Annotated in this window: 23 protein-coding genes and 1 riboswitch; of the genes, 18 read left to right on the forward strand and 5 right to left on the reverse strand. The window is 40.1% G+C overall.

All coding sequences use genetic code 11. The annotated features are described in order from the left end of the window. Positions 1–19: 19 nt before the first annotated feature. The 8 genes from D1B31_RS07705 (at position 20) to D1B31_RS07740 (ending at position 7,304) form a co-directional block, all read left to right on the forward strand. Positions 20–298 (forward strand): BMC domain-containing protein, encoded by a 279-nt coding sequence (locus D1B31_RS07705; RefSeq protein WP_090232655.1) that lies wholly within the window; start codon positions 20–22, stop codon positions 296–298. Continuing rightward, positions 298–1,047 carry a hypothetical protein gene (locus D1B31_RS07710; protein WP_118920177.1) on the forward strand — a complete coding sequence of 250 codons (750 nt, stop codon included), beginning with the start codon at positions 298–300 and terminating at the stop codon, positions 1,045–1,047. Before D1B31_RS07705 ends, D1B31_RS07710 begins: the two co-directional genes overlap by 1 nt. 219 nt (positions 1,048–1,266) lie before the next feature. Continuing rightward, positions 1,267–1,530 carry a EutN/CcmL family microcompartment protein gene (locus D1B31_RS07715; protein ID WP_118920178.1) on the forward strand — a complete coding sequence of 88 codons (264 nt, stop codon included), beginning with the start codon at positions 1,267–1,269 and terminating at the stop codon, positions 1,528–1,530. Positions 1,531–1,550: 20 nt separating this feature from the next. Then, complete coding sequence (ade, locus tag D1B31_RS07720; RefSeq protein WP_118920179.1) at positions 1,551–3,359, forward strand: adenine deaminase; 1,809 nt, start codon at positions 1,551–1,553, stop codon at positions 3,357–3,359. Between the two features lie 13 nt (positions 3,360–3,372). Continuing rightward, positions 3,373–4,056 (forward strand): cyclase family protein, encoded by a 684-nt coding sequence (locus tag D1B31_RS07725; RefSeq protein WP_118920180.1) that lies wholly within the window; start codon positions 3,373–3,375, stop codon positions 4,054–4,056. Continuing rightward, a riboswitch (purine riboswitch) is annotated at positions 4,057–4,156 on the forward strand. 73 nt (positions 4,157–4,229) lie between these two features. Next, complete coding sequence (locus D1B31_RS07730; protein ID WP_118920181.1) at positions 4,230–5,567, forward strand: 5'-deoxyadenosine deaminase; 1,338 nt, start codon at positions 4,230–4,232, stop codon at positions 5,565–5,567. Positions 5,568–5,621: 54 nt separating this feature from the next. Next, the gene (locus D1B31_RS07735; protein WP_118920182.1) at positions 5,622–6,611 is read left to right on the forward strand and encodes a glutamate formimidoyltransferase; all 990 of its coding nucleotides are present in this window, start codon (positions 5,622–5,624) and stop codon (positions 6,609–6,611) included. A gap of 42 nt (positions 6,612–6,653) precedes the next feature. Then, positions 6,654–7,304, forward strand: a complete 651-nt coding sequence (locus tag D1B31_RS07740) for a cyclodeaminase/cyclohydrolase family protein (protein WP_118920183.1) — start codon at positions 6,654–6,656, stop codon at positions 7,302–7,304. Positions 7,305–7,559: 255 nt separating this feature from the next. On the opposite strand, the gene cspC is transcribed toward D1B31_RS07740, so the two are convergent. The 3 genes from cspC to D1B31_RS07755 all read right to left on the reverse strand — a co-directional run bounded on the left by cspC (position 7,560) and on the right by D1B31_RS07755 (position 10,327). Next, complete coding sequence (gene cspC, locus D1B31_RS07745) at positions 7,560–7,763, reverse strand: cold shock protein CspC (protein ID WP_118920184.1); 204 nt, start codon at positions 7,761–7,763, stop codon at positions 7,560–7,562. Positions 7,764–8,084: 321 nt separating this feature from the next. Next, positions 8,085–9,473 carry a M24 family metallopeptidase gene (locus D1B31_RS07750; RefSeq protein WP_118920185.1) on the reverse strand — a complete coding sequence of 463 codons (1,389 nt, stop codon included), beginning with the start codon at positions 9,471–9,473 and terminating at the stop codon, positions 8,085–8,087. A gap of 83 nt (positions 9,474–9,556) precedes the next feature. Next, positions 9,557–10,327: a DeoR/GlpR family DNA-binding transcription regulator gene (locus D1B31_RS07755; RefSeq protein WP_118920186.1), complete on the reverse strand. Its 771-nt coding sequence runs from the start codon at positions 10,325–10,327 to the stop codon at positions 9,557–9,559. Positions 10,328–10,798: 471 nt separating this feature from the next. On the opposite strand from D1B31_RS07755, the gene D1B31_RS07760 reads away from it, so the two are divergent. From D1B31_RS07760 to D1B31_RS07785, 6 genes are all read left to right on the forward strand, one after another. Then, a complete protein-coding gene (locus D1B31_RS07760) occupies positions 10,799–11,170 on the forward strand; it encodes a DUF956 family protein (protein ID WP_118920187.1) in 372 nt (123 codons plus the stop codon). A gap of 237 nt (positions 11,171–11,407) precedes the next feature. Further along, positions 11,408–12,385: a mannose/fructose/sorbose PTS transporter subunit IIA gene (locus D1B31_RS07765; protein WP_118920188.1), complete on the forward strand. Its 978-nt coding sequence runs from the start codon at positions 11,408–11,410 to the stop codon at positions 12,383–12,385. A 32-nt stretch (positions 12,386–12,417) separates the two neighbouring features. Continuing rightward, on the forward strand, positions 12,418–13,218 hold the full coding sequence (locus D1B31_RS07770; protein WP_338036458.1) for a PTS mannose/fructose/sorbose transporter subunit IIC: 801 nt from the start codon (positions 12,418–12,420) through the stop codon (positions 13,216–13,218). A gap of 18 nt (positions 13,219–13,236) precedes the next feature. Further along, the gene (locus D1B31_RS07775) at positions 13,237–14,148 is read left to right on the forward strand and encodes a PTS system mannose/fructose/sorbose family transporter subunit IID (RefSeq protein WP_118920190.1); all 912 of its coding nucleotides are present in this window, start codon (positions 13,237–13,239) and stop codon (positions 14,146–14,148) included. 158 nt (positions 14,149–14,306) lie between these two features. Beyond that, complete coding sequence (locus D1B31_RS07780; RefSeq protein ID WP_118920191.1) at positions 14,307–15,323, forward strand: oxidoreductase; 1,017 nt, start codon at positions 14,307–14,309, stop codon at positions 15,321–15,323. 302 nt (positions 15,324–15,625) lie between these two features. After that, on the forward strand, positions 15,626–16,207 hold the full coding sequence (locus D1B31_RS07785) for a DUF4256 domain-containing protein (protein ID WP_118920192.1): 582 nt from the start codon (positions 15,626–15,628) through the stop codon (positions 16,205–16,207). Positions 16,208–16,286: 79 nt separating this feature from the next. Here D1B31_RS07785 and D1B31_RS07790 read toward each other — a convergent pair whose 3' ends face one another. Then, positions 16,287–17,057, reverse strand: coding sequence for a helix-turn-helix domain-containing protein (locus D1B31_RS07790; RefSeq protein WP_118920193.1), 771 nt, complete (start codon positions 17,055–17,057; stop codon positions 16,287–16,289). A 107-nt stretch (positions 17,058–17,164) separates the two neighbouring features. Here D1B31_RS07790 and D1B31_RS07795 point away from each other — a divergent pair, with 107 nt between their 5' ends. From D1B31_RS07795 to D1B31_RS07810, 4 genes are all read left to right on the forward strand, one after another. Beyond that, positions 17,165–18,433, forward strand: a complete 1,269-nt coding sequence (locus D1B31_RS07795) for an extracellular solute-binding protein (RefSeq protein ID WP_118920194.1) — start codon at positions 17,165–17,167, stop codon at positions 18,431–18,433. Between the two features lie 349 nt (positions 18,434–18,782). Then, on the forward strand, positions 18,783–19,988 hold the full coding sequence (locus tag D1B31_RS07800; RefSeq protein WP_192894749.1) for a carbohydrate ABC transporter permease: 1,206 nt from the start codon (positions 18,783–18,785) through the stop codon (positions 19,986–19,988). A 12-nt stretch (positions 19,989–20,000) separates the two neighbouring features. Continuing rightward, positions 20,001–20,834 carry a carbohydrate ABC transporter permease gene (locus D1B31_RS07805; protein ID WP_118920196.1) on the forward strand — a complete coding sequence of 278 codons (834 nt, stop codon included), beginning with the start codon at positions 20,001–20,003 and terminating at the stop codon, positions 20,832–20,834. A gap of 12 nt (positions 20,835–20,846) precedes the next feature. Next, a complete protein-coding gene (locus tag D1B31_RS07810) occupies positions 20,847–23,129 on the forward strand; it encodes a glycoside hydrolase family 65 protein (protein WP_118920197.1) in 2,283 nt (760 codons plus the stop codon). 152 nt (positions 23,130–23,281) lie between these two features. On the opposite strand, the gene D1B31_RS07815 is transcribed toward D1B31_RS07810, so the two are convergent. Then, positions 23,282–23,725, reverse strand: a complete 444-nt coding sequence (locus tag D1B31_RS07815) for a cell wall hydrolase (protein WP_118920198.1) — start codon at positions 23,723–23,725, stop codon at positions 23,282–23,284. Positions 23,726–23,947 lie beyond the last annotated feature (222 nt).

Raw genomic sequence — 23,947 nt, forward strand, 5'->3', positions numbered from 1 at the left:
ATATCAGGAGGAATAGATCATGGGTGAAGCATTGGGATTAATTGAAACAAAAGGATTGGTTGGAGCTATTGAGGCGGCAGATGCGATGGTAAAGGCTGCGAATGTCGAAATATGCGGCTATGAAAAAGTAGGTTTTGGTCTTGTAACTGTTATGGTGAGGGGAGACGTTGGTGCTGTAAAGGCAGCTACAGATGCCGGGGCTAGTGCTGCAAGTAGAGTTGGGGAGCTGGTTTCTGTCCACGTAATCCCAAGACCTCATAGTGAGATTGAAAGAGCCCTTTTATCTAAAGGTGAATAATGTCGCATGAGGTAAAACAAAGTGTACTTGTGAAAAACACACTATACGAGGTCATGAATAGTTGCTTCCAGCGAAACGCAATGAGGGGAGCAACTACTCGCATTTTAGCCCTAATAGCTTTTAATGATATAGGTGTTGAACAGGGTATTTCAACACTAAAGCAATTAAACAATAACGCTTATTTTACCCGAATATATGCTGATGAAGAATATTTTACTTCAGGAAGGCTCCATCATTTTTTTGAGTTAAGCGGGAATGACGATTGGACCATTTTAAATCATTCCATAGGGGAAATAGAGGACGACTATGATCAGATTTTTATTCCAGTAGCATCATTTTCCCTTGTGTCTGAATTAGTCCATTTTTTAGGGAATCGCCCGTTAGCCAAGGTAATCCAGCGAGCTTTGCTAAAAGGAAAAAAGGTAACGATGCTTGAGCTTGCGGTCAATCCTTATAGCAAAACAATAATAGAAGGAAATTGGGATAAAGGGACAAGTTTTATGAAAGCCGAGCTTTTTAACCAATTAAAAAGATTGCAAGGATTTGGTGTAACGCTCATTCATTCAAATGAGGTGAAATCGCATTTCCAAAGACAGACATCAGGCAAAAGACTGCTTTTAGCTGAAAAGGAAGTTATAAGCGCAAGACAAAAGCAGAAAAAGGAGATTATGGTTTCCCCAGGGACATTGGTTACTCCATTGGCCAGAGATACTGCAAAAGAATTGGGAATACGACTAACCATAAAGTGAAACTTCCATCCATGGGAGGTTCTTCATCCCCCCCCCGGATGGCTAGTCGCGCGGAGCCTGATTGATTTTTCTAAGGGCTGAAGCCCTAAGAAAAATCTTATTTCACCAATCGGACCTTTACGGGCAGTTGATTTCCACCTGCTTCTTCAATTCCTCTGATTCTTGAGGTGGGGTTCTTACTGCCCGTTAAGAGTGGGATAAACTAAGGAGTAGATAGAAATGGAAATTGGGATTGTGGTTGGAAGATTAACCGCGACTAGGAAAGATGAAAATTTGGTGGGAACAAAGCTTTTAATTACACAACCGATTGACGTTGATGGCAGTCATCGATCGCATCCCATTGTAACGGTTGATACAGTTGGAGCGGGGGTTGGGGAAAAGGTTATTTATGTATTAGGAAGTACAGCTACCAATGCAACTCCCAAAAAAAATGCTCCCATTGATGCAGCGATAGTTGGAATTATTGATAGTATAGATTGCTAGATAGATTGGGAGGCTTGAAGATGGAAGCAAGAGTCATTAAAGAAGCAATCCAGAGAAGGAAATTAATCGATGTATTGCTTGATAGCAATCAATATGCCGATTTAGTTTTAAAAGACGGCTTCTTTATAAATGTTATAACTAGAGAAATCTACCAAGCTGATGTTGCCGTTAAGGGCGACCATGTATTAATGGTAGGAGATGCGAAGGAATTAATTGGCCCAGGGACAAAAGTGGAGGATGTTAGAGGGAAATTCATTTGTCCAGGCTTTATTGATTCACATATGCATTTTGAAAGCGCAATGCTTACTGTTACAGAATTTTCAAGACTATCTATCCCGACAGGTACCACAACATTGATTGGGGACCCCCATGAAATTGGGAATGTACTTGGTGTCCATGGCATGCTGGAGATGGTAAAAGAAGCAAAAACCCTGCCGAACAATGTGAAGTTCACGGTTCCATGTGCCGTGCCAGATGCGCCGGGCCTTGAAACATCCGGCTATGATGTAAATTCAAATCATATGAAAGAGCTCTTAAATGATCCATATGTACAAGGAATTGGTGAGATCCAAAGCTTCAGTAATATTAAACCAGTTTATCAAAATGCACCACATTTAATCGATGATCTGGTTGCGGCAGTAGGGTACGCAGAAAGTATTGGTAAAACGGTAGAAGGAAACGCGCCAGGTTTATTTGGAAAAGAACTGGCGGCGCATATTATTAGCGGTGGAACCCATGTCTCCTGCCATGAAACAACAACGAAGGAAGAAGCGGTAGAGAAGTTGCGCTATGGTGTAAGCGTATTCATGCGTGAGGGCTCCTCACAAAGAAATATGGCTGAGTGCATCCGGGCAATAACTGAAGAGGGTCTTGATTCAAGAAGGGCAATTCTTGTTTCGGATGATATGGTCCCGGAGGATCTCCTTAAATATGGTCATATGAATGATATTGTAAGAAGAACAATAGCGCAGGGAATTGATCCAGTAGAAGCAATCCAAATGGCAACAATTAATCCGGCCACCCATTTTGGCTTTAAGGATGTTGGTGTTTTAGCACCCGGTAAGAAGGCTGATATTGCTGTTATTAGTGACCTTGAAAACATGGTTATTGACCAAGTTTATTTAAATGGAAAGAAAGCGGCCGAAAAAGGTAAATTAACGATAGATTTAGGCACATACACCTATCCAGATTCAGTGAAAAACTCTGTGAAATGTAAACCTGTAACAAAGGACGACCTCGTTATTAGAGCCACAGGAAGAAAGGCTAGAGTTCGGGCGATTGAGGGGATTCCGGATCAAAACTTAACCGGCGGACGCGAGTTTGAATTAAATGTTGAGGATGGTATTATTCAACCTTGTTTACGGCAAGATGTTTTGCCGATGCTCGTAATCGAAAGACATGGACGAAGCGGAAAAATAGGAAAAACCTTCATTAATGGCTTTAAGCTTAAAAGCGGCGCAATTGCTGAAAGTGTAGCTCATGACACACACAATATCATTGTAGCTGGAACCAATTATGAGGATATGGTCACTGCTGTAAATCGTGTCATTGCCATGGGCGGTGGGATTGCCATGATAAAGGATGGTAGGGTTGTCGGTGATATGGAATTAAATGTTGGCGGACTCATTACGGATAAAATGTCAGGGGAAGAAGTAAGCCGGAAAATCGCTGAATTAACAAAACTTGCCGAGACTGACCTTGGCTGCGGGATTCATGTGCCGTTTATGCATTTATCGTTCTGGTCATTAGTTACGAGTCCAAAGTGGAAAATCACAGATGTGGGATTAATTGATGTGGATAAATTTGAAATAATCCCAACCGTTCTTTAAGGGAGGGAACTAAATGGGTTACAGACTAGTCGATTTGACGCAGGAGATTTACCAGGGGATGCCGGTTTTCCCATTGCATCAAAAAACAATGATTTTTCCGAACATTTCACATGAAGAAAGTAAAGCAAAGATTGGGTTTGAGTTTGCGACGAATAATCTGCTAATTAACGAACATGGTCCGACACATACTGATGCAACATTTGAATTCGATCCAAATGGAAAATATATCGACGAAATGCCACTCGAGTATTTTTATGGGCCGGCAGTTTGTCTTGACGTATCACATGTTTCACCTGATGGGTATATCACACAACGTATTTTAGAAGATGCGCTATACCGCTCCGGTCAGGCAATTCAGGAGGGGGATATTGTTCTATTATATACCGGGCATTATAACAGGGCTTACGGAACGGAAGAATGGTTGACGCGATATTGTGGTCTGGATTACGAGGGGGCAAGGTGGTTAGCGGAAAAAGGTGTCGTAAATATTGGAATTGATGCTCCAGCGATTGATAATCCGCTTGATCTAAAATATTCAGGACACTTAGTATGCCGGGAATACCAGATGTCCAATACCGAAAATTTATGTAATCTCGATCAGGTGGCTGGTAAAAGATTTCTTTATTTTGGCTTGCCATTGAGGATTCGCAAAGGGACAGGTTCACCGATTCGCGCGGTTGCATTATTTATTGATTAGGACCATTAAAAAGATTCGTTTCATATAATTTCGAAGATACGGTTCGAAAGTCTCTACCCGGGACCACAAATCCCTGACTATGAAACGGCGTTTTTTGCGAGGGCAATACTTGTACTCCAGTAATTGAATGCCGACTTCATCTTCATAGTATAGATAATGAGGGGGATTTTAGAATGAGTACGTTGCTTATTAAAAATGCAGAAATTATAACGATGAATAAACAAGAAGAGATATTATTTGGGGATATTTATATCGTTGACGATCGTATCGTGGATATTGGCAAGGATCTATCCTATCCGGCTGAAAAAATAATCGATGCTAAAGGCCGGACGGTAATTCCGGGTTTCATCCAGACACATATTCATCTTTGCCAGACTTTGTTCCGTGGCCAGGCGGATGATTTGGAATTAATGGATTGGTTGAAACAAAAAATTTGGCCGCTTGAAGCTTCGCATGATGCGGAATCAAGCTATTATTCTGCTATGTTAGGAATAGGGGAACTGATCCAAAGTGGTACAACAACTGTCGTCGATATGGAAACAGTCCATTATACGGACGAAGCTTTTCAGGCGCTTGACCAGAGTGGGATTCGGGCACTTGCCGGAAAGGTAATGATGGACCTTGGAGATGAGGTGCCTGAAAAACTAAGGGAGAATACATACGATTCCATCCAGCAGAGTGTTGATTTGCTGGAAAAATGGCACTTACATGACAATGGAAGAATTGAATATGCATTTAGTCCGCGATTTGTTGTTTCTTGCACGGAGGAATTACTAAGAGAAGTGCAAAAACTTTCCCAACACTATCGTGTAAAAGTGCATACCCACGCATCTGAAAATCGCGGTGAAATTGAAATTGTTGAAAGAGAACGGGGAATGCGGAATGTTGTTTACTTAGACTACCTCGGGCTTGCAAATGAAAGCCTGATTTTGGCGCATTGTGTTTGGCTTAATGAGGAAGAAAAAAGAATTATTAAGGAACGCGGAGTGAAAATGACCCACTGCCCTGGATCTAATTTAAAATTAGCTTCAGGTATTGCCGATGTGCCAGGGATGATTGACAGAGATGCGTTCGTTAGTCTTGGTGCGGATGGAGCGCCTTGTAATAACAATCTCGATATGCTAAACGAAATGCGGCTGGCAGCAATTATTCATAAACCTCAGCATGGCCCGACAAGCATGGATGCAAAAACTGTTTTCAGAATGGCTACAATCGGCGGCGCTAAGGCTGTTGGTTTAGAAGACCAAATTGGAAGTATCGAAATTGGTAAAAAAGCTGACATTGTCATTTTAAACTTAAATGACTTTCATATGTACCCATCTTTCGGGGTAGACACTATTTCCAGAATTGTTTATTCGGCAACCCGTGCTGATGTTGAAACAACGATTATTAATGGAAAGATCGTAATGGAAAATAGAATGATGAAGACAATGGATAAAAATATTATTCTAAAAGAATCCAATAAAGCAATCAAACGTTTACTTCAAAAAATTCCCAGTTTACAGCCGTGAAATAATCTTATCTAGTAAATTGCTAAAGCACGAATCTAAGGAGGAAGGTGCAATATGAGCAAGAAATACGTTTTGGCCGTACCGAATTTTAGCGAAGGGCAAAGATCCGATGTTGTAAATGCAGTTGTGGATGCAGTGAAACAAGTAGAATCGGTAAAGGTTGTGGCAGTTGAACCTGAGCACAATTTTAACAGAACGGTTTTAACCTTTATTGTTGACCCGAAACATTGTGAGGAAGCAATGTTAAAAATGGCTGAAGCCGTTTATAAAGATGTCAATATGGAAGTTCAAAAAGGAGATCACCCGCGTATCGGGGCACTGGATACGTTCCCGGTATTCCCGCTGCAAAATGTGACCATTGAAGAAACTCAAGAATTAGCGGAGAAATTGGGAGTATCTTTATTTGAACATTTTAAAGTCCCGATTTATTTCTCTGGATTAAATGCACGCACTGAGTACAAAAAATCAAATATTAATATTCGACGTGGGCAATATGAAGGCTTAAAAGCTTTATTGGAAGATAAAAATCATCCGGATTATGGAACGAGGAAACCTGATTTATCGGTTGACGGCAAATTGGATGCAAAAATGGGCGCATGTACAGTAACTGCTGATTATGAAGGATTAGTCGCTTACAACGTTTTCGTGGAATCTGAAGATGTCAGCATTGCGAAGGAAATCGCCAAACTGGTCAAGAGTAAAGAGCATGGCTGGTTATCGATCAAGAGTGTGGGCTTTAAAGATGAAGGGAAGCCTGGTACAGCTGTTTCAATGAACGTTTATAACTGTGCAGAAACACCACTTGTCATGCTGTGCGATTGGGTAAATAAGGAAGCTCAATTAAGAGGTACAAAGGTAATTGGTACAGAGCTTGTTGGCCCACTTCATCTTAAATATGTTGAAGCAGCTGCAAAAGAATTCGGATATGAATTTAATGGAAGAGACTACGACGAACTAGTAAAAGTTTTAGAAGAAAACATGGGACTAATCGACTTTGATGCGGCGCAAATAATTGAATATCACTTACAGCCTGTAACTCCATAAGAACAAATACAAATAATTAATGAATAGAATAGGAGAATTGGCATGCAGACAATCGAAGGAAAAAGTACTGCATTAGTTGATTTGAAAGTTACAGAGTTTATCGAAAAGCTAGGTTCGAATGAACCTGCTCCAGGCGGCGGATCGGCTTCCGCATTAGTAGCCGCTGTGGGTGCAGCCCTAACAAGAATGGTTACTGAATTAACAATTGGTAAAAAGAAATATGAAGAATACAGTGAGGAAATGAAAAATATATTATCGGAAATGAAAACGCTTAATAATAAACTGCTGGCAGCAATTGATGCTGATACAGAAGCATTTAATAAAGTAGCAGCGGTATTTGGTTTACCTAAAGAGACGGAAGGGGAAAAAACAGCAAGAAAAGATGCCATGCAAGTTGCACTTAAATATGCAACACAGGTTCCGTTTCATACAATGGAGTTGATTGCCGATGGACTTCAATTGACTGCAAAGGCAGTGGGCAAATCGAATGTAAATGCTGCCAGTGATTTAGGTGTTGCTGCTCTGACAATGAAGGCAGGACTATATGGCTGCTGGCTGAATGTACGTATTAATTTGAGCGGCGTAAAAGATAAGACTTTTGTATTTGAGTACACTGAAAAAGGAAAAGCATTATTGGCAAAGGGGACTGAGATTGCCGACAACATTTATAATGAAATAGAAAAATCACTATAGTGATCAGATTGGAAATATTACCTTGCACTAGCAATAGTGCCTTTATAATTTTTTAACCAGAATAACTTAAATACATTCCGCAATCGTCAATTTAGTATGTTATACTGTAAATAACCTTTGAAGCTTTAAATCTTTACCATTTCCTTTACCATCTCCCTACTCGACCGTTGAGTAGGGTTTTTTATTGAATATTATACAGAGAACATAAAAAAACAGGCCCTATATAAAGAGCCTGTTTGTATAAACGATTTAAGATTAAGCAGCTTTTTGAACGTTAGCGGCTTGAGGTCCACGAGCACCTTGCTCAACGTCAAACGTTACTTTTTGGCCTTCGTCTAAAGATTTGAAGCCTTCACTTTGGATTGCAGAAAAGTGTACGAATACATCGTCTCCATTTTCACGTTCGATAAAGCCAAAACCTTTTTCTGCATTAAACCACTTAACTGTACCTTGTTCCATTTTTGTTGCCTCCTAGTGCGTTACCACACATTGTATTACTATCCTTGCCCAAAGTATCATCAATATGAAAAGTTGAAATTCATACTATCCTTTACACCGAACAAAAATAATTCTTTTTTAGTATATCAGGAAACGGAAAAAATTGCAAATTACTGAAATTAACTAAAATAGAAAAATCCTTTAGGGGATAACTGGTTTACGTTAATTAGTAGATGAAGCATGGGGAAGCATGGGGACGGTTCCAATGCTTCATTCGAGAGACGAAATAAGTTCTTTCTTTTATTTGATGATTAATAATTTTTAGTAGGAACTACTTTGCGTTCACTTAATTTTTTCAACTGCAAGTACAAGTTCTGAATTCAAAAAGAAAGGACGATAATAACCCAGCGTACTTGTAAGAGGTAAGATCTCTGGTTTTAAATGAATATTCAAGTTCTCTTTAAGATAGTTGCGACGTGATTCAATGCGTTCCCATAATTCCGGATATTCTGTTTGGATTTCTTGAATAAGACTCCCGTCTGCTAAAGCAACCGTACTTTCTGCTGAAACTCCGTTGTGTCCTTCTTGAATCGGGATAAAATCCACTTGAAAAATATTACCACTCTGAACAAGTGCATCAGAGCCTTTATAAAATGGTGAACTCATCCATTCTTCATCTGCGGTTAAGTGCCCAGGGCACAATTCCCAACCGTACTTACTCTGTGGATAATATTCGGCAAAGCTATCGTAAAATTCGGCTCCTTTTATACCAATCGCAATATTTTGAAGCCACCAGTTATAGGCTTTAAAGTAAGGAATGACAACTTCTTCAAGATATCCTGGATCAACACTTTCCAGTTCATCGACGTTAGATACAGCATAACCTGAACGACTTGATAAACCACCTTTATAACTAACTGTTAATGCAACTTTATCGCCCTTTTTAAGTTGACGATTCGTTGGATAAAGATTTGCATTTATAAAGCGATCTCCAAAGGCTGAGATGGTCACCACATTTTGGTATTGACCGTCCCGATTTAATAGATTCCCAATCTCTGTTTCTCTGACACCTTCTTCTAGCGCATTCAAAGCTGATAAGACTGCATCTGAAGCTAGTGAAGCACCATACTCATAATGAGCAATTTCATTAGCGTTATTTGTTACACGCGCGCCTCTTCCTGGGTGCATGTAAATTTGTGTCGCATTCACTAACTTGTTCTTACCGACCACTTCAGCTAAAGCATCAATGACAAAAGCCGGTAAATCAAAGTTCTGATGGAAGTCACTGAAGTCATTCGATAATAACTTCCATCCCACTACGCCAACTCTTTGCGAAGTATCAATATTTACTTGGCGTAAATAGTGTACTAATGGACGAAAGTCACCCATCGGTTGATTTGATAGGGAGAAGAGTGGACAATGAACCCCCTCACTCTCGGCACGGGAAAACCTCACCTTGTTGTAGTTTTCATTTCCGAGCACTAGCGTACTACTGCCATCTTGATTTAGTATTTGCAAACCTTCCTCAAAGCGGGGGATAAATCCAGTTACGTATTCAAAATTACTCCCATGTTCTTTATCAGCATAAACAACTAATGAGCTTAGGTTTGCTTCTTGCATCAAATTTAAAATTTTTTGTTTACGCAATTTAATTGTATGATCAGTTAATAAAATTGGTTTACCTGAATGATCAAGTTTTGGAGCTATGGCTTGTTTAACTATAATATTCATGTTTTAATATCTCCTTCTATAATTTAATAGTAAAAGATAATTTTCCTTTTTTATTTTTAACATTGTTAAGAAAGCGTTAGTTTTCATTCTTCTTCATTAACCGATACAATTTTAGTCATTTCTTTAATATCTTGATATGTCTTTTTCTCTATTTTGTTATCAGTAACAATAAAATCAAAATCACCTACTTCTCCAATTTTATAAAGGAAATTCTTCCTGAATTTACTGCTATCTGTTACAAGAATTTTACATTTTGATTGCTTCATAACAGCTCTTTTTGTGAAGGCATCATCTTTATCAAATAGAGTAACTCCAGACGGAACGCTAATTCCTTCAGCTCCTATTAAACAATAATCAAAATTAAAATTTGATATATACTCACTCGTTTGAATACCTAAAAATCCTTTAGAAAGCTCTCGATATTTTCCGGGAACTGAATGCAAATTAATTTCATTATATTTGGATAGGGAATTCATAACTAACAGGGAGTTTGTAAAGAATGTGCAATTCTTTTTTTGAAAGATTTCTTTTGCTACTGCGAGAGTGGTTGTTCCCGTTTCTATAAAGACTGAACTACCAGGTTTAATAATATTGTTGCAATATTTTCCAATTGATCTTTTTTCGTTAATATTTATTAATTCTTTTACGGACATTGGATTTTCCACAATACTATCTTCCTTATATGTTGCACCTCCATAAATTAGATTAATTTCACCTCCCTTTGCTAATTCATTTAAATCTCTATTAATAGTCATAGTTGAAATACCAAATTTTCCAGCTAGCTCTTTAGAACTAACTTCACCATTTACTTTTATCATTTCTAATATTAATTTTTGTCTTTTAGCCTGATTCAAATCTTAAGACCTCCAAATTAATGCAGGATTATCTTTATAAATGCTGGATTTACTTATATTAGTTCAACAATATTCTGAACAAATACAATGAATTTTAACAAAGGATAAAAAAGGGTTGTAAATTTTTAGTATAAAATACCCTAACACCAAAAACCATAACATTTATTTTGAACTATTACAACATAATGTAACACCAAAGGCTATAAATGTTTACTTGTGTTGTTTTGTTAGATATGATTTAAACATAGACAGTTTTGTTATAATGAAAAGGAGGAGAACTTAATCGGAAGATAATTAAAATAGAAATTAATAAAAAGAGTTCATTATTGAACACATTGAAGAGCATTTGTAAGTACTCCATTTCTCATTTTCGTTTTGAAAAATGTCGGTTTTTTTCCTAAAGTATTTTTTGATTTTAATGATAAATGCGTAAAGCTATAATTTAAAAAAATAAGAAATGGAGTAGGTCGAATGGTCCAATCTATCAATACAAAGGTCGATTTAGTAATTGACGCAACCTCACATTTGGGACTTCCAGAGTATGGTGAAATTATGATTGGAGACAAAGGTTTTGAATTTTACAATAGTCGCAATACTAGTAAGTTTATTCAAATTCCATGGGAAGAAGTTGATTACGTTATCGCTTCAGTCCTATTCAAAGGAAAATGGATTCCACGTTATGCTATCCAAACTAAGAAGAATGGAATGTTTACGTTTTCTTCAAAAAATCCAAAAAAAGTTTTGCGAGCAGTTCGTGAATACATTGATCCAAATCACATAGTTCAATCATTAAGTTTCTTTGAAGTAATCATACGCGGCTTGAAGAGTAGTTTAAAAAAGTAATAGTTTTATTTCAAGTAGTTTTTTTAAAAAGAAAAGGGCGTTATTTGAAAGCGGTTAAATAGTTGTGACATGCATTTTGCGAAAAGCAAAAAGAAGGCTGAAAATTTATTTTTGTGATTGATGAAAACGTTTAACATAGTGGGAATTGCTGAGCATAAAAGTGCCGCATTATTCCATTTTACAAAGGGTTTTAAAACTTAACTTACCTGTATTAACTACAATAAAGGAGGTAAAAAGATGGTAGGGATTATCCTCGCTAGTCACGGTGATTTTGCCGAAGGTATCTTGCAATCTGGGGCTATGATCTTTGGAGAACAAGAAAATGTGAAAGCGATCACACTGATGCCAAGTGAAGGGCCTGATGATATTAAGGAAAAAATGAAAGAAGCAATCGCCTCTTTCGATAACCAAGATGAAGTATTGATTTTAGTTGATCTTTGGGGTGGAACCCCTTTCAACCAAGCCAATAGCTTGATTGAAGAACATCAAAAAGATAAATGGGCAATTGTTGCTGGTTTGAACTTGCCGATGTTGATTGAAGCGTATGCATCACGTTTGTCGATGGACACAGCATATGAGATTGCCGCCCATATTGTGACCACAGCGAAAGAAGGCATTAAAGTGAGTCCTGAAAAGTTACAACCTATGGAAAAAGCAATTGCTACAGCTGCTGCTAAACCGTCAAATGTGGGTGCTCCGGGTAAATTTGAATTTGTGTTGGCGCGTATCGACTCTCGTTTACTTCACGGGCAAGTCGCAACATCTTGGACAAGATCTACAAATCCTACACGGATCATTGTTGTATCTGATGCTGTAGCTAAGGATGAATTACGTAAGAAATTAATCCAACAAGCTGCTCCTCCAGGAGTAAAGGGACATGTTGTTCCTATTCATAAAATGGTTGAGCTTGCAAAAGATGATCGACACTTTGGAGGCCAGCGTGCATTGCTTCTTTTCGAAAATCCACAAGACGTGCTTAGAGCCGTTGAAGGTGGCGTTCCTATAGAGACAATCAATGTTGGTTCTATGGCACACTCTCCTGGTAAAGTTCAACCTAATAAGACGTTGGCCTTTAACCAAGAGGATCTTGATACATTCGCTAAGCTGAAAAAACTAGGTCTAAAATTTGATGTACGTAGAGTTCCAAATGATTCAAAAGAGAACATGAATGAAATTCTAAAGCGGGCTCAAGGATTGCTAAACAAAAGGTCCTAATTATTTGAGTTAAGGGAGGATTAAACATGGATTTGAGTATCATTCAAATAATATTAATCTTGGTTGTAGCATTTTTAGCAGGCGTAGAAGGAATTTTGGATGAATTCCACTTCCACCAGCCAATCATTGCCTGTACATTAATCGGTTTAGTTACAGGACAATTAGTACCATGTCTTATTTTAGGCGGCACCCTGCAATTGATTGCATTAGGTTGGGCAAATATCGGAGCTGCTGTTGCACCGGATGCTGCGCTAGCGTCAGTGGCATCTGCAATGATATTAGTTTTAAGTGGAAAAGGTGAAGCAGGGGTTGCATCCTCAATCGCCATTGCTGTTCCGCTTGCAGTTGCTGGCCTTTTATTGACAATCATCGTACGTACGATTGCAACAGGTATCGTACACATTATGGATAACGCAGCTAAAGAAGGAAACATTAGAAAAATTGAAATTTGGCAAATGATTGCCATTTGTTTGCAAGGGTTACGTATTGCTATTCCAGCTGCATTAATTGTAGCGGTAGGAGCAGGTCCGGTTAGAGGCTTACTTGAAGCTATGCCAGCTTGGCTGACAGATGGTTTAGCAATTGGTGGGGGAATGGTTGTAGCTGTTGGTTACGCAATGGTTATTAACATGATGGCTTCAAAAGAAGTATGGCCTTTCTTCGCAATCGGTTTTGTATTAGCAACTATTTCGGAAATTACACTTATCGGTCTAGGTGCAATCGGTGTGGCACTTGCCCTTATTTACTTAGCTCTTTCTAAACAGGGTGGTTCTGGTAATGGCGGTAACGGCAACTTTGGTGATCCTGTAGGCGATATTATTGATTCTTACTAAGAAGGAGGCATACATAAAATGGCGCAAGAAATAAGGTTATCTAAAAAAGATCGTATTGCTATTTGGTGGCGTTCAACTTTCCTTCAAGGTTCTTGGAACTATGAACGTATGCAAAATGGCGGTTGGGCATATGCAATGATTCCGGCAATCAGAAAATTATATAAAACCAAAGAAGATCGTGCAGCAGCATTACAACGGCACTTAGAATTCTTTAATACTCACCCATATGTAGCCTCACCTATTCTTGGGGTAACACTAGCACTCGAAGAAGAGCGTGCAAATGGCGCGCAAGTTGATGACGTAGCAATCCAAGGTGTTAAAGTTGGTATGATGGGACCTTTAGCGGGTATAGGAGATCCAGTTTTCTGGTTCACTATTAAACCAATTCTTGGTGCATTAGCGGCTTCACTTGCGATGACCGGTAACATTCTTGGTCCAATTATTTACTTTGTTGTATGGAACCTTATTCGAATGGGATTCATGTGGTACACTCAAGAATCTGGTTACAAAGCCGGTTCTAAAATCACCGAAGACTTATCTGGCGGTTTACTACAAGATATTACAAAAGGTGCATCAATCCTTGGTATGTTCATCCTCGGTTCATTAGTTAACCGTTGGGTGTCTATCACTTTTACACCAATAGTATCTTCAGTTAAACTGAGTGAAGGTGCTTATATCGATTGGAAAAACTTGCCGCCAGGGACAGAAGGAATTAAAACTGCATTGGAACAGCAAGCTGCCGGTCTGTCGTTGAGTGATGCCAAAGTAACCACTTTACAAGACAACTTGGATACGTTAATTCCTGGTTTAGCTCCATTGCTGTTAACTCTTCTTTGCATGTGGTTGCTTAAGAAGAAAGTTTCCCCAATTACGATCATTCTCGGATTATTTGTGATTGGTGTTGGCTTCCACTTATTGAACATAATGTAATAATCAAAATTCCTGCCTTTACGACCAATAGTAGGAATGATACGGCCACCTGTAAGGGTGGCTGTTATCGTCTTACTGATGCAAAAATGCGGGTTGTGAAAAATTTATTAGTAAATAACCGATGATTTTAGTTATAAATATATTTAAAGGGGGACGCCATGTTAACGATTGGTTATATTGGAAATGGGAAAAGCACGAATAGATATCATCTGCCGTTTGTACTTCAAAGAGAGAATATTAAGGTAAAAACAATTTATCAAAGAAATCCTAAACATGAAAGTTGGGATAGAATTGCAGGAGTATATTATACTTCTGATTTAGATGAACTATTAAATGACAAAGAAATTCAGCTCATTGTGGTTTGTACAGGAGTTGACAGTCATTATGAATACGCAAAACTAGTATTAAAACATAATAAGAACTGTTTGGTTGAAAAGCCTTTTACGGTAACCTTAGAACAGGCAAAAGAAATATTTTCAATAGCTAAAGAGAAAGGATTAATTGTTCAGGCGTATCAAAATAGACGTTTTGATAGTGACTTTTTAACAGTTCAAAAGGTCATTGAAGAAGGAAAACTAGGGGATTTGCTAGAAGTGGAAATGCATTTCGACTACTATCGACCCGAAGTACCGGAGTCCACCAATTCCTTTAATCCTGTTAAGTCATTTTTATATGAACATGCCTGTCATACACTTGATCAGGTTATCAGCTATTTCGGTAAACCGGATGATATCCACTACGATGTAAGGCAATTATTAGGACAAGGAAGAATGAATGATTATTTTGATTTGGATTTATATTATGGACACTTAAAGGTATCTGTCAAATCCAGTTATTTTAGAATTAAAGAGAGGCCAAGCTTTGTCGTATATGGCAAAAAAGGCTGCTTTGTAAAAGAAACCAAAGATCGTCAGGAAGAACATTTAAAGTTATTTTACATGCCTGATAATAAGGATTTTGGTGTAGATACAATAAAACATTACGGTGTACTGACGTATATTGATGAAGAAGGTACAATCCACGAAGAAAAAGTGAAATCCGTAAATGGCGATTATGGAAGAGTATATGATGATTTATATGAAGCCATCATACAGGGCAAAGAAAAAACGATTACAGACGAACAGACATTGTTACAAATGGAAATATTAGAAACGGGAATTAAAAACTTAAAGTAAAATTACTCCCTGATTCTGTTGTAAATTCTGTAACTGCCTAGCAAGTTAGAATATGGGATCAGTCTAGAACAAAACAGGTATACAAGCTATGTTGAGGCAGTAGCAGTTCCAAAAAATATAAAGGAAGGCAACTAACCATTACGGGAGTTGCCTTTTTTCTGGTTTGATAGGCTGTCCAATAGTTGTAAATGAACAAATCCAAAGAGGACTGAAGTCAATAAAAATGTTGGGATTTAATTAAAATCGTTTAAATATTGTTATACTAAAACCATTACGAATAAAAACATAAAGGGGAAACTACTATGACAAACAGATATACAACCAGCAATAAAAAGGAATTGTCACTAGAACAACGTGAAGAAATAATCGAACTATTGAAGACCCGCTTTGAGAAAAACATGCAACGCCACGAAGGCCTTGAATGGGCGAATGTACAAGCAAAACTGGATGCTGATCCTGAAAAACAGTGGGGACTCAGTGAAATGGAAAGGACCGGCGGCGAACCGGATGTTATTGGTTATGATAGAGAGAAAGACGAATACATTTTTTATGATTGTTCAGCGGAGAGTCCTAAAGGCCGCAGAAGTGTTTGTTACGACCGTGAAGCGCTAGAGTCAAGGAAAAAACATAAACCAGAAAACAGCGCGATGGATATGGCTGCGGACATGGGTATTGAGATTTTAACGGAAGAACAATACCGGGAACTGCAGAAGCTTGGAAACTTTGATATGAAAACGTCGAGCTGGGTGAAAACACCTGATAATATTAGAAAACTCGGTGGGGCCATCTTTTGTGATCGTCGCTACGACACTGTTTTTGTGTATCACAATGGAGCAGATTCCTACTATGCTGCAAGGGGCTTCCGTGGCTCGCTAAGAGTTTAAATTTTGCTGGAAGTGTCATAAAACTCTACGTAATGGAAAAGACTCTGTTTTCGACAAAACAGGGTCTTTTTGCTGTGAATTAAGTTGCGGAAAACTCAATTTTTCCTTCATGTGATTGGATGTTACGAAAATGCTTAGGTGTGACCCCTATGTATTTTTTAAATAAATGCGTGTAGTAGCTTTGGTTACAGTATCCTAGTAAATGGGTGATGTCACTTAATGAAAGCTTGGAATGCAGCAAAAAGTACTTTGATTCTTCTACCCTTCTCCGGTTAATAAACTCAGAAATGGGAATCCCAACTGATTCCTTAAACACCTTGGAGAGATAGCTTGGGGTCACTCCCACATGGCCAGCTATTGTTTCAAGAGACAAGTCCTGAAAAATGCCTTGGTTAATATAGTTGATTGCCTTGTTAATCATATTGTTGTAATAAGGGCGATTGGCTGTTTTTAACGTATCGATGAAGGAAGATACCATCTCATATTCAAGTGCCTTGATGTCTTTAGCAGAGCTTAATCTCTCAATCTGGCGGATAAAGACATCGCTAAGATTGAAGGCATCCTCTGGCAGGACTCCTGCTTTGATAATGGATCGGGTAAAAAGAGTGCAAGAGCAAATTAGGGAATTCTTTAAGGACCGGATTGGCTCGTCCGCCAACTTTGCCCGTTCGCTGGAATTGATTTGGTCAAGCACAGCTTTTGCCTCCTCCTCGGCTCCTCTTCCGATGCAATCCATAAGCTGCTGCTCCAGGGCGTAGGAGGGATGGACAAAGTAGTTTTGTTTATTCTTCAATCGGGTCTCAAAATATTTTTGAATAATCGCAGTTTTATTGGATTGGTTACTAATCATAGCATGCTTTCACCCTAAATATTTAATATAAACTATAAAATTTTGATATAATTGTCAATTTCTTGTATATACAATTAAAGTATAAACCTTTAGGGGGGGAATGTTAAATGAAGACAAAGAAAAGTTTTTTCACTAAATTGTTAACGCTTTCTTTCGCGGCCAGTATTGCTTTATCAGGCTGCAGCAGTGATGACAATGGCAAGGAACCAGCTAAACCGGCAGGTGGAGATGCAAAAGGCGAGCCAGTTGTATTAAAATTTGCTGCTCAAAATGATAATACACCAGCAACCCAAAAATTGTTAGATGCTTTTAACTCCACTCAGGATAAGTACAAGGTTGAATGGACAGAAATGACAAACGATTCTGCACAAATGCATGATCAACTACTAAATTCGTTATCTAGCGGATCAAGTGAATACGATGTGTTGTCCCTTGATGTTGTTTGGGCCGGTGAATTTGCCGGGGCTGGATACTTGGAGCCAATCGATGTAAGAATGAATGAAGCTGGTTACGAGAAGGCAAGCTTTAACGCCGGTTCAATGGCTTCGGGAAATTACAAAGGCAAGCAATACACACTGCCTTTCTTCCCTGACCTTGGCCTCCTTTACTTCAGGAAGGATATTGTAAGTGCCGAGGATGCGGCAAAATTGGAAGGCGGCAGCTATACGTATGATGACCTTTATGCCATGTCTGAGAAATATTCTGGAGAAAAGGGAACAAAGTTCGGCTTCGTTTACCAGTCTAAGCAATACGAAGGCCTAACTGTTAACGTAACGGAGTTTTCCAAGTCCTACACAGATGTGAAAGGCGGACTTGAAACGATGTACAAATTTACAAAGGCTCCTTTTTCGCCAAAGGATCTCCTGAATTTCACGGAAGGCGAAACCCATACAAATTTTGAGCAAGGAAATGCAGTATTCTCCCGTAACTGGCCATATGCTTTCGGTCGTATCAATGGCCAGGAAGACGGAGTGGAAATCAAGGTTGACCAGGTCGGCATTGCCCCGCTGCCAAATGGCGGTTCTGTTGGCGGATGGCTGCTCAGCCTGAACAAAAACTCCAAAAACCTTGATGGCGCTTGGGAATTCGTTAAGTTCGCCGCTGGGGAAGAAGGCCAAAAAATCATGAGCACAGAAGGCGGCTACCTGCCTGGTTTCAACGCTCTCCTTGAAAACGCGGACGTACAGGCCAAGAACGTCATGCTTTCATATCCCGGCTTCCAAAAAGCGTTAACGACTACAATTGCCCGCCCGGTATCTCCTGAGTACTCGAAGGTATCGGATACAATCCAGGTGCAGGCACATAAATACTTGAGTTCCGGTTCAGGGTTGGATGAAGCAGCTGCAGCAATCGAAGCAGCTGGCAAAGCTGAGTAATAGATAACAGAAGAAGGCTCTAATCACCATTAGAGCCTTTTTCTATAAGAATTTTACTTTTAGACTTGTCTAGCTGCAGCGCCTAGCCAGTTTTCATCCTGACTCAGCATCTTTGAGTATCTTGTAACAATCATGGCTTTGAAAAAGCAATGATTGTTACAGCTCGAGGTCTTAAGCCGTACCCCTCCGGAGGGCAGGCCCGTCCGGCGGGTCCCGTCTTAAGCTGGTCGGGGCTGACCATTAAGGAAAGCTCCTGGGAATAATCATCGCAGGGACAGGCGGTTTTTGCCTGTCACGAAGGCGCTTTCGCTTTTCTTACAGCCATGAAAGGGTGATTCTATTGTGGAAAATGGGTTTTAAAGAGTGGCTGTTTATTGTACCAACGATTCTGTTTATCGCCATTTTCTCTTTATGGCCGGTGTTCCAATCACTGACCTATACGTTTTTTGATTACCAGCTGAATGACCAGCAAAAGGCAGGCCTTTACTTCAGTGAACGGTTTAATGTTGATTTGTACAAAGAAACTTCGCTATACGTGTCTATGTTCTTAGATGAAGAACAGCAAAATGTTACAGATTCCGGAGAACAGGGTGAAATTCAAAGGATAAAGGAGCGGCTTGCTGCAACTGGCAAGCAGTTTGAAAATGAAAAGGGCGTCATTAAGATAAGCGGGGACCAGCGGGATGAGGTTTCTGCCCTCCATACGGATGCCAAGGGACTCGTGGATCGCTTAAATGGGAAGTATACGCTCATTCATAAGGATGACTTGCCCGCCCTCGTTGAGGATATTCAAAATAGCATTATCCCGTCCAATTTTATTGGACTAAAGGGATATGCCAAGGTATTTACGGATGACCGAGTCGGAAAGGCCCTTTGGAACACGACTCTCTTTACTGCCGTATCCGTGTTTTTAGAGCTCGTGCTTGGCATCGGCCTCGCACTTATTTTGAACAAAGCGATGTTTGGCCAAGGGCTGGTCAGGACCACCTCACTCATTCCTTGGGCTATACCGACCGCTGTAGCCGCAATGATGTGGAGCTACTTGTACAATGGGAGCAGCGGAATTGTTGCCCACTTTTTTGAAAATATCGGCCTGATTGAACAATCCCAGGATTTGCTGCTAAGCGGCCCGGGGGCCATGGCATCGAGTATTTTTGCGGACGTTTGGAAAACGACGCCGTATATGGCGCTTCTTTTGCTGGCAGGGCTACAGAACATTCCCAAATCCCTGTATGAGGCCGGGGAAATAGACGGCGCGGGCAAAATTCAATCGTTCTTCCGAATTACCTTGCCGCTGTTAAAACCATCTATCCTCGTTGCCCTCCTTTTCAGGACGTTGGATGCCTTCCGCGTCTTTGACCTGATTTATGTCCTGACTGGCGGAGGCCCAGGCGGGGATACAGAAACACTATCAATCTATGCTTATAAAGTCATGTTCGGCCAAACCAACTTCGGATATGGCTCAATCATTGTTATGCTCATGTTCGTTTGTGTGGCCATTATCGCAATCCTGTTTGTACGGTTTCTCGGTACGAATCTCATGGAGAAAAATTAAGGGGGGAAAGGAATGCAATCTTCAAAACAGAAATTGTGGATCACGATTGGAGTGTTCGTCGCATTCTATTTATTTGCGATGGTCTTCCCATTTTTCTGGGTATTCATCACCTCCTTTAAAACATCCGGGGAAATCTTTGGGACAGGAGCCTTCAATGTCATCCCAGAGAATCCAACTCTACGAAACTATATTCAAATCCTTTTTGAAAAAGGAATACTGAACTCGATTAAAAATAGTTTTATCGTTGCCACAGTCACAACACTTTATGTGGTGGTGGTCGCTACGCTTTCGGCCTATGCAATATCCCGTTTTCATTTTAAGGGAAAAAATATCTTGTTAGGCTTGATTCTCGCCGTTTCCATGTTTCCGCAAATGATTATGACAGGTCCAGTTTACAATCTATTTCTTGATTTGGAGCTTCTTAACTCGTATGCGATTGTTCTGCCTTACTCGACGATTACCCTTCCGATGGCTGTCTGGATCTTGGTAACCCATTTTAACCAAATTCCGTTAGCATTGGAGGAGTCGGCAAAGATTGATGGCGCAACCACCTTCCAGACCCTTTATAAAGTCATTTTTCCATTGGCTGCGCCTGGTGTATTTACGGTTGCAATCATTACTTTCATCGCGGCGTGGAATGAATTTTTGCTATCGATCACATTGAATACAGAGGGTAAATACCACACTGTTCCAGTCGCAATTTCATTCTTGAGGACTCAATTCGAAATCCTCTGGGGTGAAGTGTCTGCCGCAACAGTAATCGTTACGATACCAACACTGATCATCGTCCTTTTCTTCCAAAAACAAATTGTATCGGGACTGACAAGTGGTGGAGTGAAAGAATAGAGGTGTATTTAAATGTCCTGGAAAATCAACTCGTATTTACTGCAGGAGAACCAGCTTTTAAATGAAGAAAGCCTGTTTTTTACCGGGAATGGCTACTTGGGTGTACGCGGGAATTTTGAGGAAGGCCTCCCTATCGATTATGCCTCCATCCGCGGCACCTATATTAATGCATTTCATGATATTGTGCCGATTGAGTACGGCGAGAAGCTTTACGGATTTCCTGAAACGCAGCAAAAGCTATTGAATGTTATCGATGCGCAAACGATTAATATAAAGCTTGGTGATGAAGGATTCTCGCTGTTTGAAGGGGAGGCCATTTCATATAGCAGAACGCTTCATCTCGATAAAGGATATACAGAGAGAAGTGTGCATTGGCGCTCGCCGGGCGGAAAAGAAGTCAAGATCAAGTTTCTTCGCCTTGCTTCCTTTAAACAGAAAGAACTCTTTATGCAAAAGGTTGTTATTGAACCAGTCAATTACCGTGGGGAAATCACCATTGTTTCGACGGTTAATGGAGATGTCACCAATTTTACTGATAAAAATGACCCGAGGGTTTCATCCGGCCATGCAAGACGCCTGAATCTCAATAAGGCCTTTCAGCAAGAGGGCCTTTCCTATGTTGAAGTGGAAGCGTTGGAATCCAAATTGAAAGCCGCCTGTGGCACCGTTCATTCGATCAGTCAAAAGACAGCCAGAGAAGTTCAAGTGAAGGGGGGAAGAGTCGAATTCTCGTTTCACGGGTCAATAACCGATCCGATTGTTTTTGAGAAAAAGAGCGTCTATGTTGATACCATTCGCCACGGGGAAGAGCTACTGTCGAGTGTAGAGGAAATCCAGTCTCACCTATCAACCATTGATTTTGATGAAGCTTTAAAAGAGCAGGAAGCTTTCCTTGCGGCATACTGGTTGGATACAGACATTCAAATCGAGGGTGATCCGGGGCTTCAGGAAGGAATTCGTTTCAATTTATACCACCTTCTGCAATCGGCAGGACGGGACAGGGTTTCCAATATAGCGGCCAAAGGTCTATCGGGTGAAGGTTACGAGGGCCATTATTTCTGGGATACGGAGATCTATATGATTCCTGTGTTTTTGCTGTCCAACCCTGAAATAGCAAAGCAACTGCTTTTGTATCGGTATTCCATCCTGGATGGAGCCAGGGAGCATGCTAAAATCATGGGCCATAAAAAAGGTGCCCTTTATCCTTGGCGAACCATTTCGGGGTCGGAATGCTCTTCCTACTATCCATCCGGTTCTGCCCAATACCATATCAGTGCGGATATTGCCTATAGCTATATCCAATATTATCTCGTCACCGGAGACATTGAGTTTTTAAAAGAGGTTGGAGCAGAGGTTTTATTCGAGACAGCAAGAATATGGATTGAAACAGGCCACTTCAAGGATGGCACATTCAGGATTGATGCTGTGACTGGACCGGATGAATATACGTGTGTAGTAAACAATAACTACTATACGAATGTCATGGCAAAGCATAATCTGAAATGGGCTTCCAAAACGTATAAACTTTTCAGTGACAGCGAGCCAGGTATTGTTGAAGAGTGGAACAAGACTCTTGGGCTTGAGAAGGCAGAAGTGGAAGAATGGCTAAGGGCTGCGAGCCAAATGTATCTTCCGTACGAACCGGAACTGGACATCAACCCTCAGGATGATACGTTTTTGAATAAACAGAAGTGGGATCTACAGTCCACCCCTGAAGAGAAGTTTCCATTACTGCTGCATTTTCATCCTTTAACATTGTACCGTTATCAAGTATGCAAGCAGGCCGATACTATATTGGCGCATTTCCTGCTCGAGGATGAACAGGATTCTGAAACGATGAAAAACTCGTATGATTACTATGAAACGATTACGACCCATGATTCTTCTCTCTCCTCTTGCGTATTCAGCATTATGGCTGCAAAGCACGGATATAAGGAAAAAGCGTACGATTACTTTATTGAAACGGCGCGTCTTGATTTGGACAACACACACGGAAATACAAAGGACGGACTTCATATGGCCAATATGGGCGGGACTTGGATGGCCATCATCTTTGGATTTGCCGGGTTAAGGATCAAGGAGGAAGGGCTCTCCCTGAACCCCGTCCTGCCAGCCCGATGGGAAGGCTATTCATTCCCACTGCGCTATCAAGGGAGAAAGCTCCGCATTTCAATTACTAAGGCTGATACGAAAGTTGAGCTGCTGTCAGGCGAAAAAATCGACATTGTTCTTTCTGGCAAAAACTATTGTTTAGTAAAAGGGGAAAGCACGATTGTAACAAGCCCGGTCTATTAAAATGGAAAACAACCCATTGAAAGCCGGATGGAACGGGTTCGGCTTTCGGATACAAAAGGAAAATGACCATTCAATTTAGCAGTTCAATTTTCAGAATTGGACTGCTAATTGTTGTTGGTATACAAATAAAAAAGCTCACTCTAAGAGTAAGCTTAAGCTCCGGTATAAACGCTTTCACATGATCCGGCTGCTGGTTCGTAATAACAGTGGTTTTTGAACTGACCGGAAAAAGGTTGATTGTACCATGATGGAGGGCATGGGCCAAACGGGTTGAAATACCAAAGAGCAAATTTTGCCGGATGTTGTCTCCAAAACTCCAAATTTCTTCTGGCTAACCTTCTTTCAACATCCCTCGCCCGTTGATAAAACATATTTCCTTTTTGAACAGCTTCAAAGGAAAAGTTTCCTCCCTGTACTTGAAAGATAACCTGGCGAACAGTGTTTACATTTTTAAAATCAGAACAATCCACTTTCACACGATTCACAATGACATTTCCGACATATAACATCCCTTGTTTTCCTTCACCTTCAGCTTCTGCTCTCATCATCCTTGCCATTAAATCAACATCTGCATCCCGATATTTAATTCTCGCCATAATCTCACCCCAAAATATCGTATGAAGAAAATCCAGTATTGGTGTATAGACTCTTTTCAATCGACGTCCAGACCTAGATCAAAATACCCGAGAAAGGATTCGATTCCCTATTTTTTACGTGTGAAAGAAGGCGCAAGAAAAGCAAAAGTATGATATAATTTTGTCGGTATAATGAGATCTAACTATATAATAGTAAAAATATATAAAGCGGAAGGAACGTGA

The organism is Neobacillus notoginsengisoli, assembly GCF_003515685.1.
GTDB lineage: Bacteria > Bacillota > Bacilli > Bacillales > Cytobacillaceae > Bacillus_D > Bacillus_D notoginsengisoli.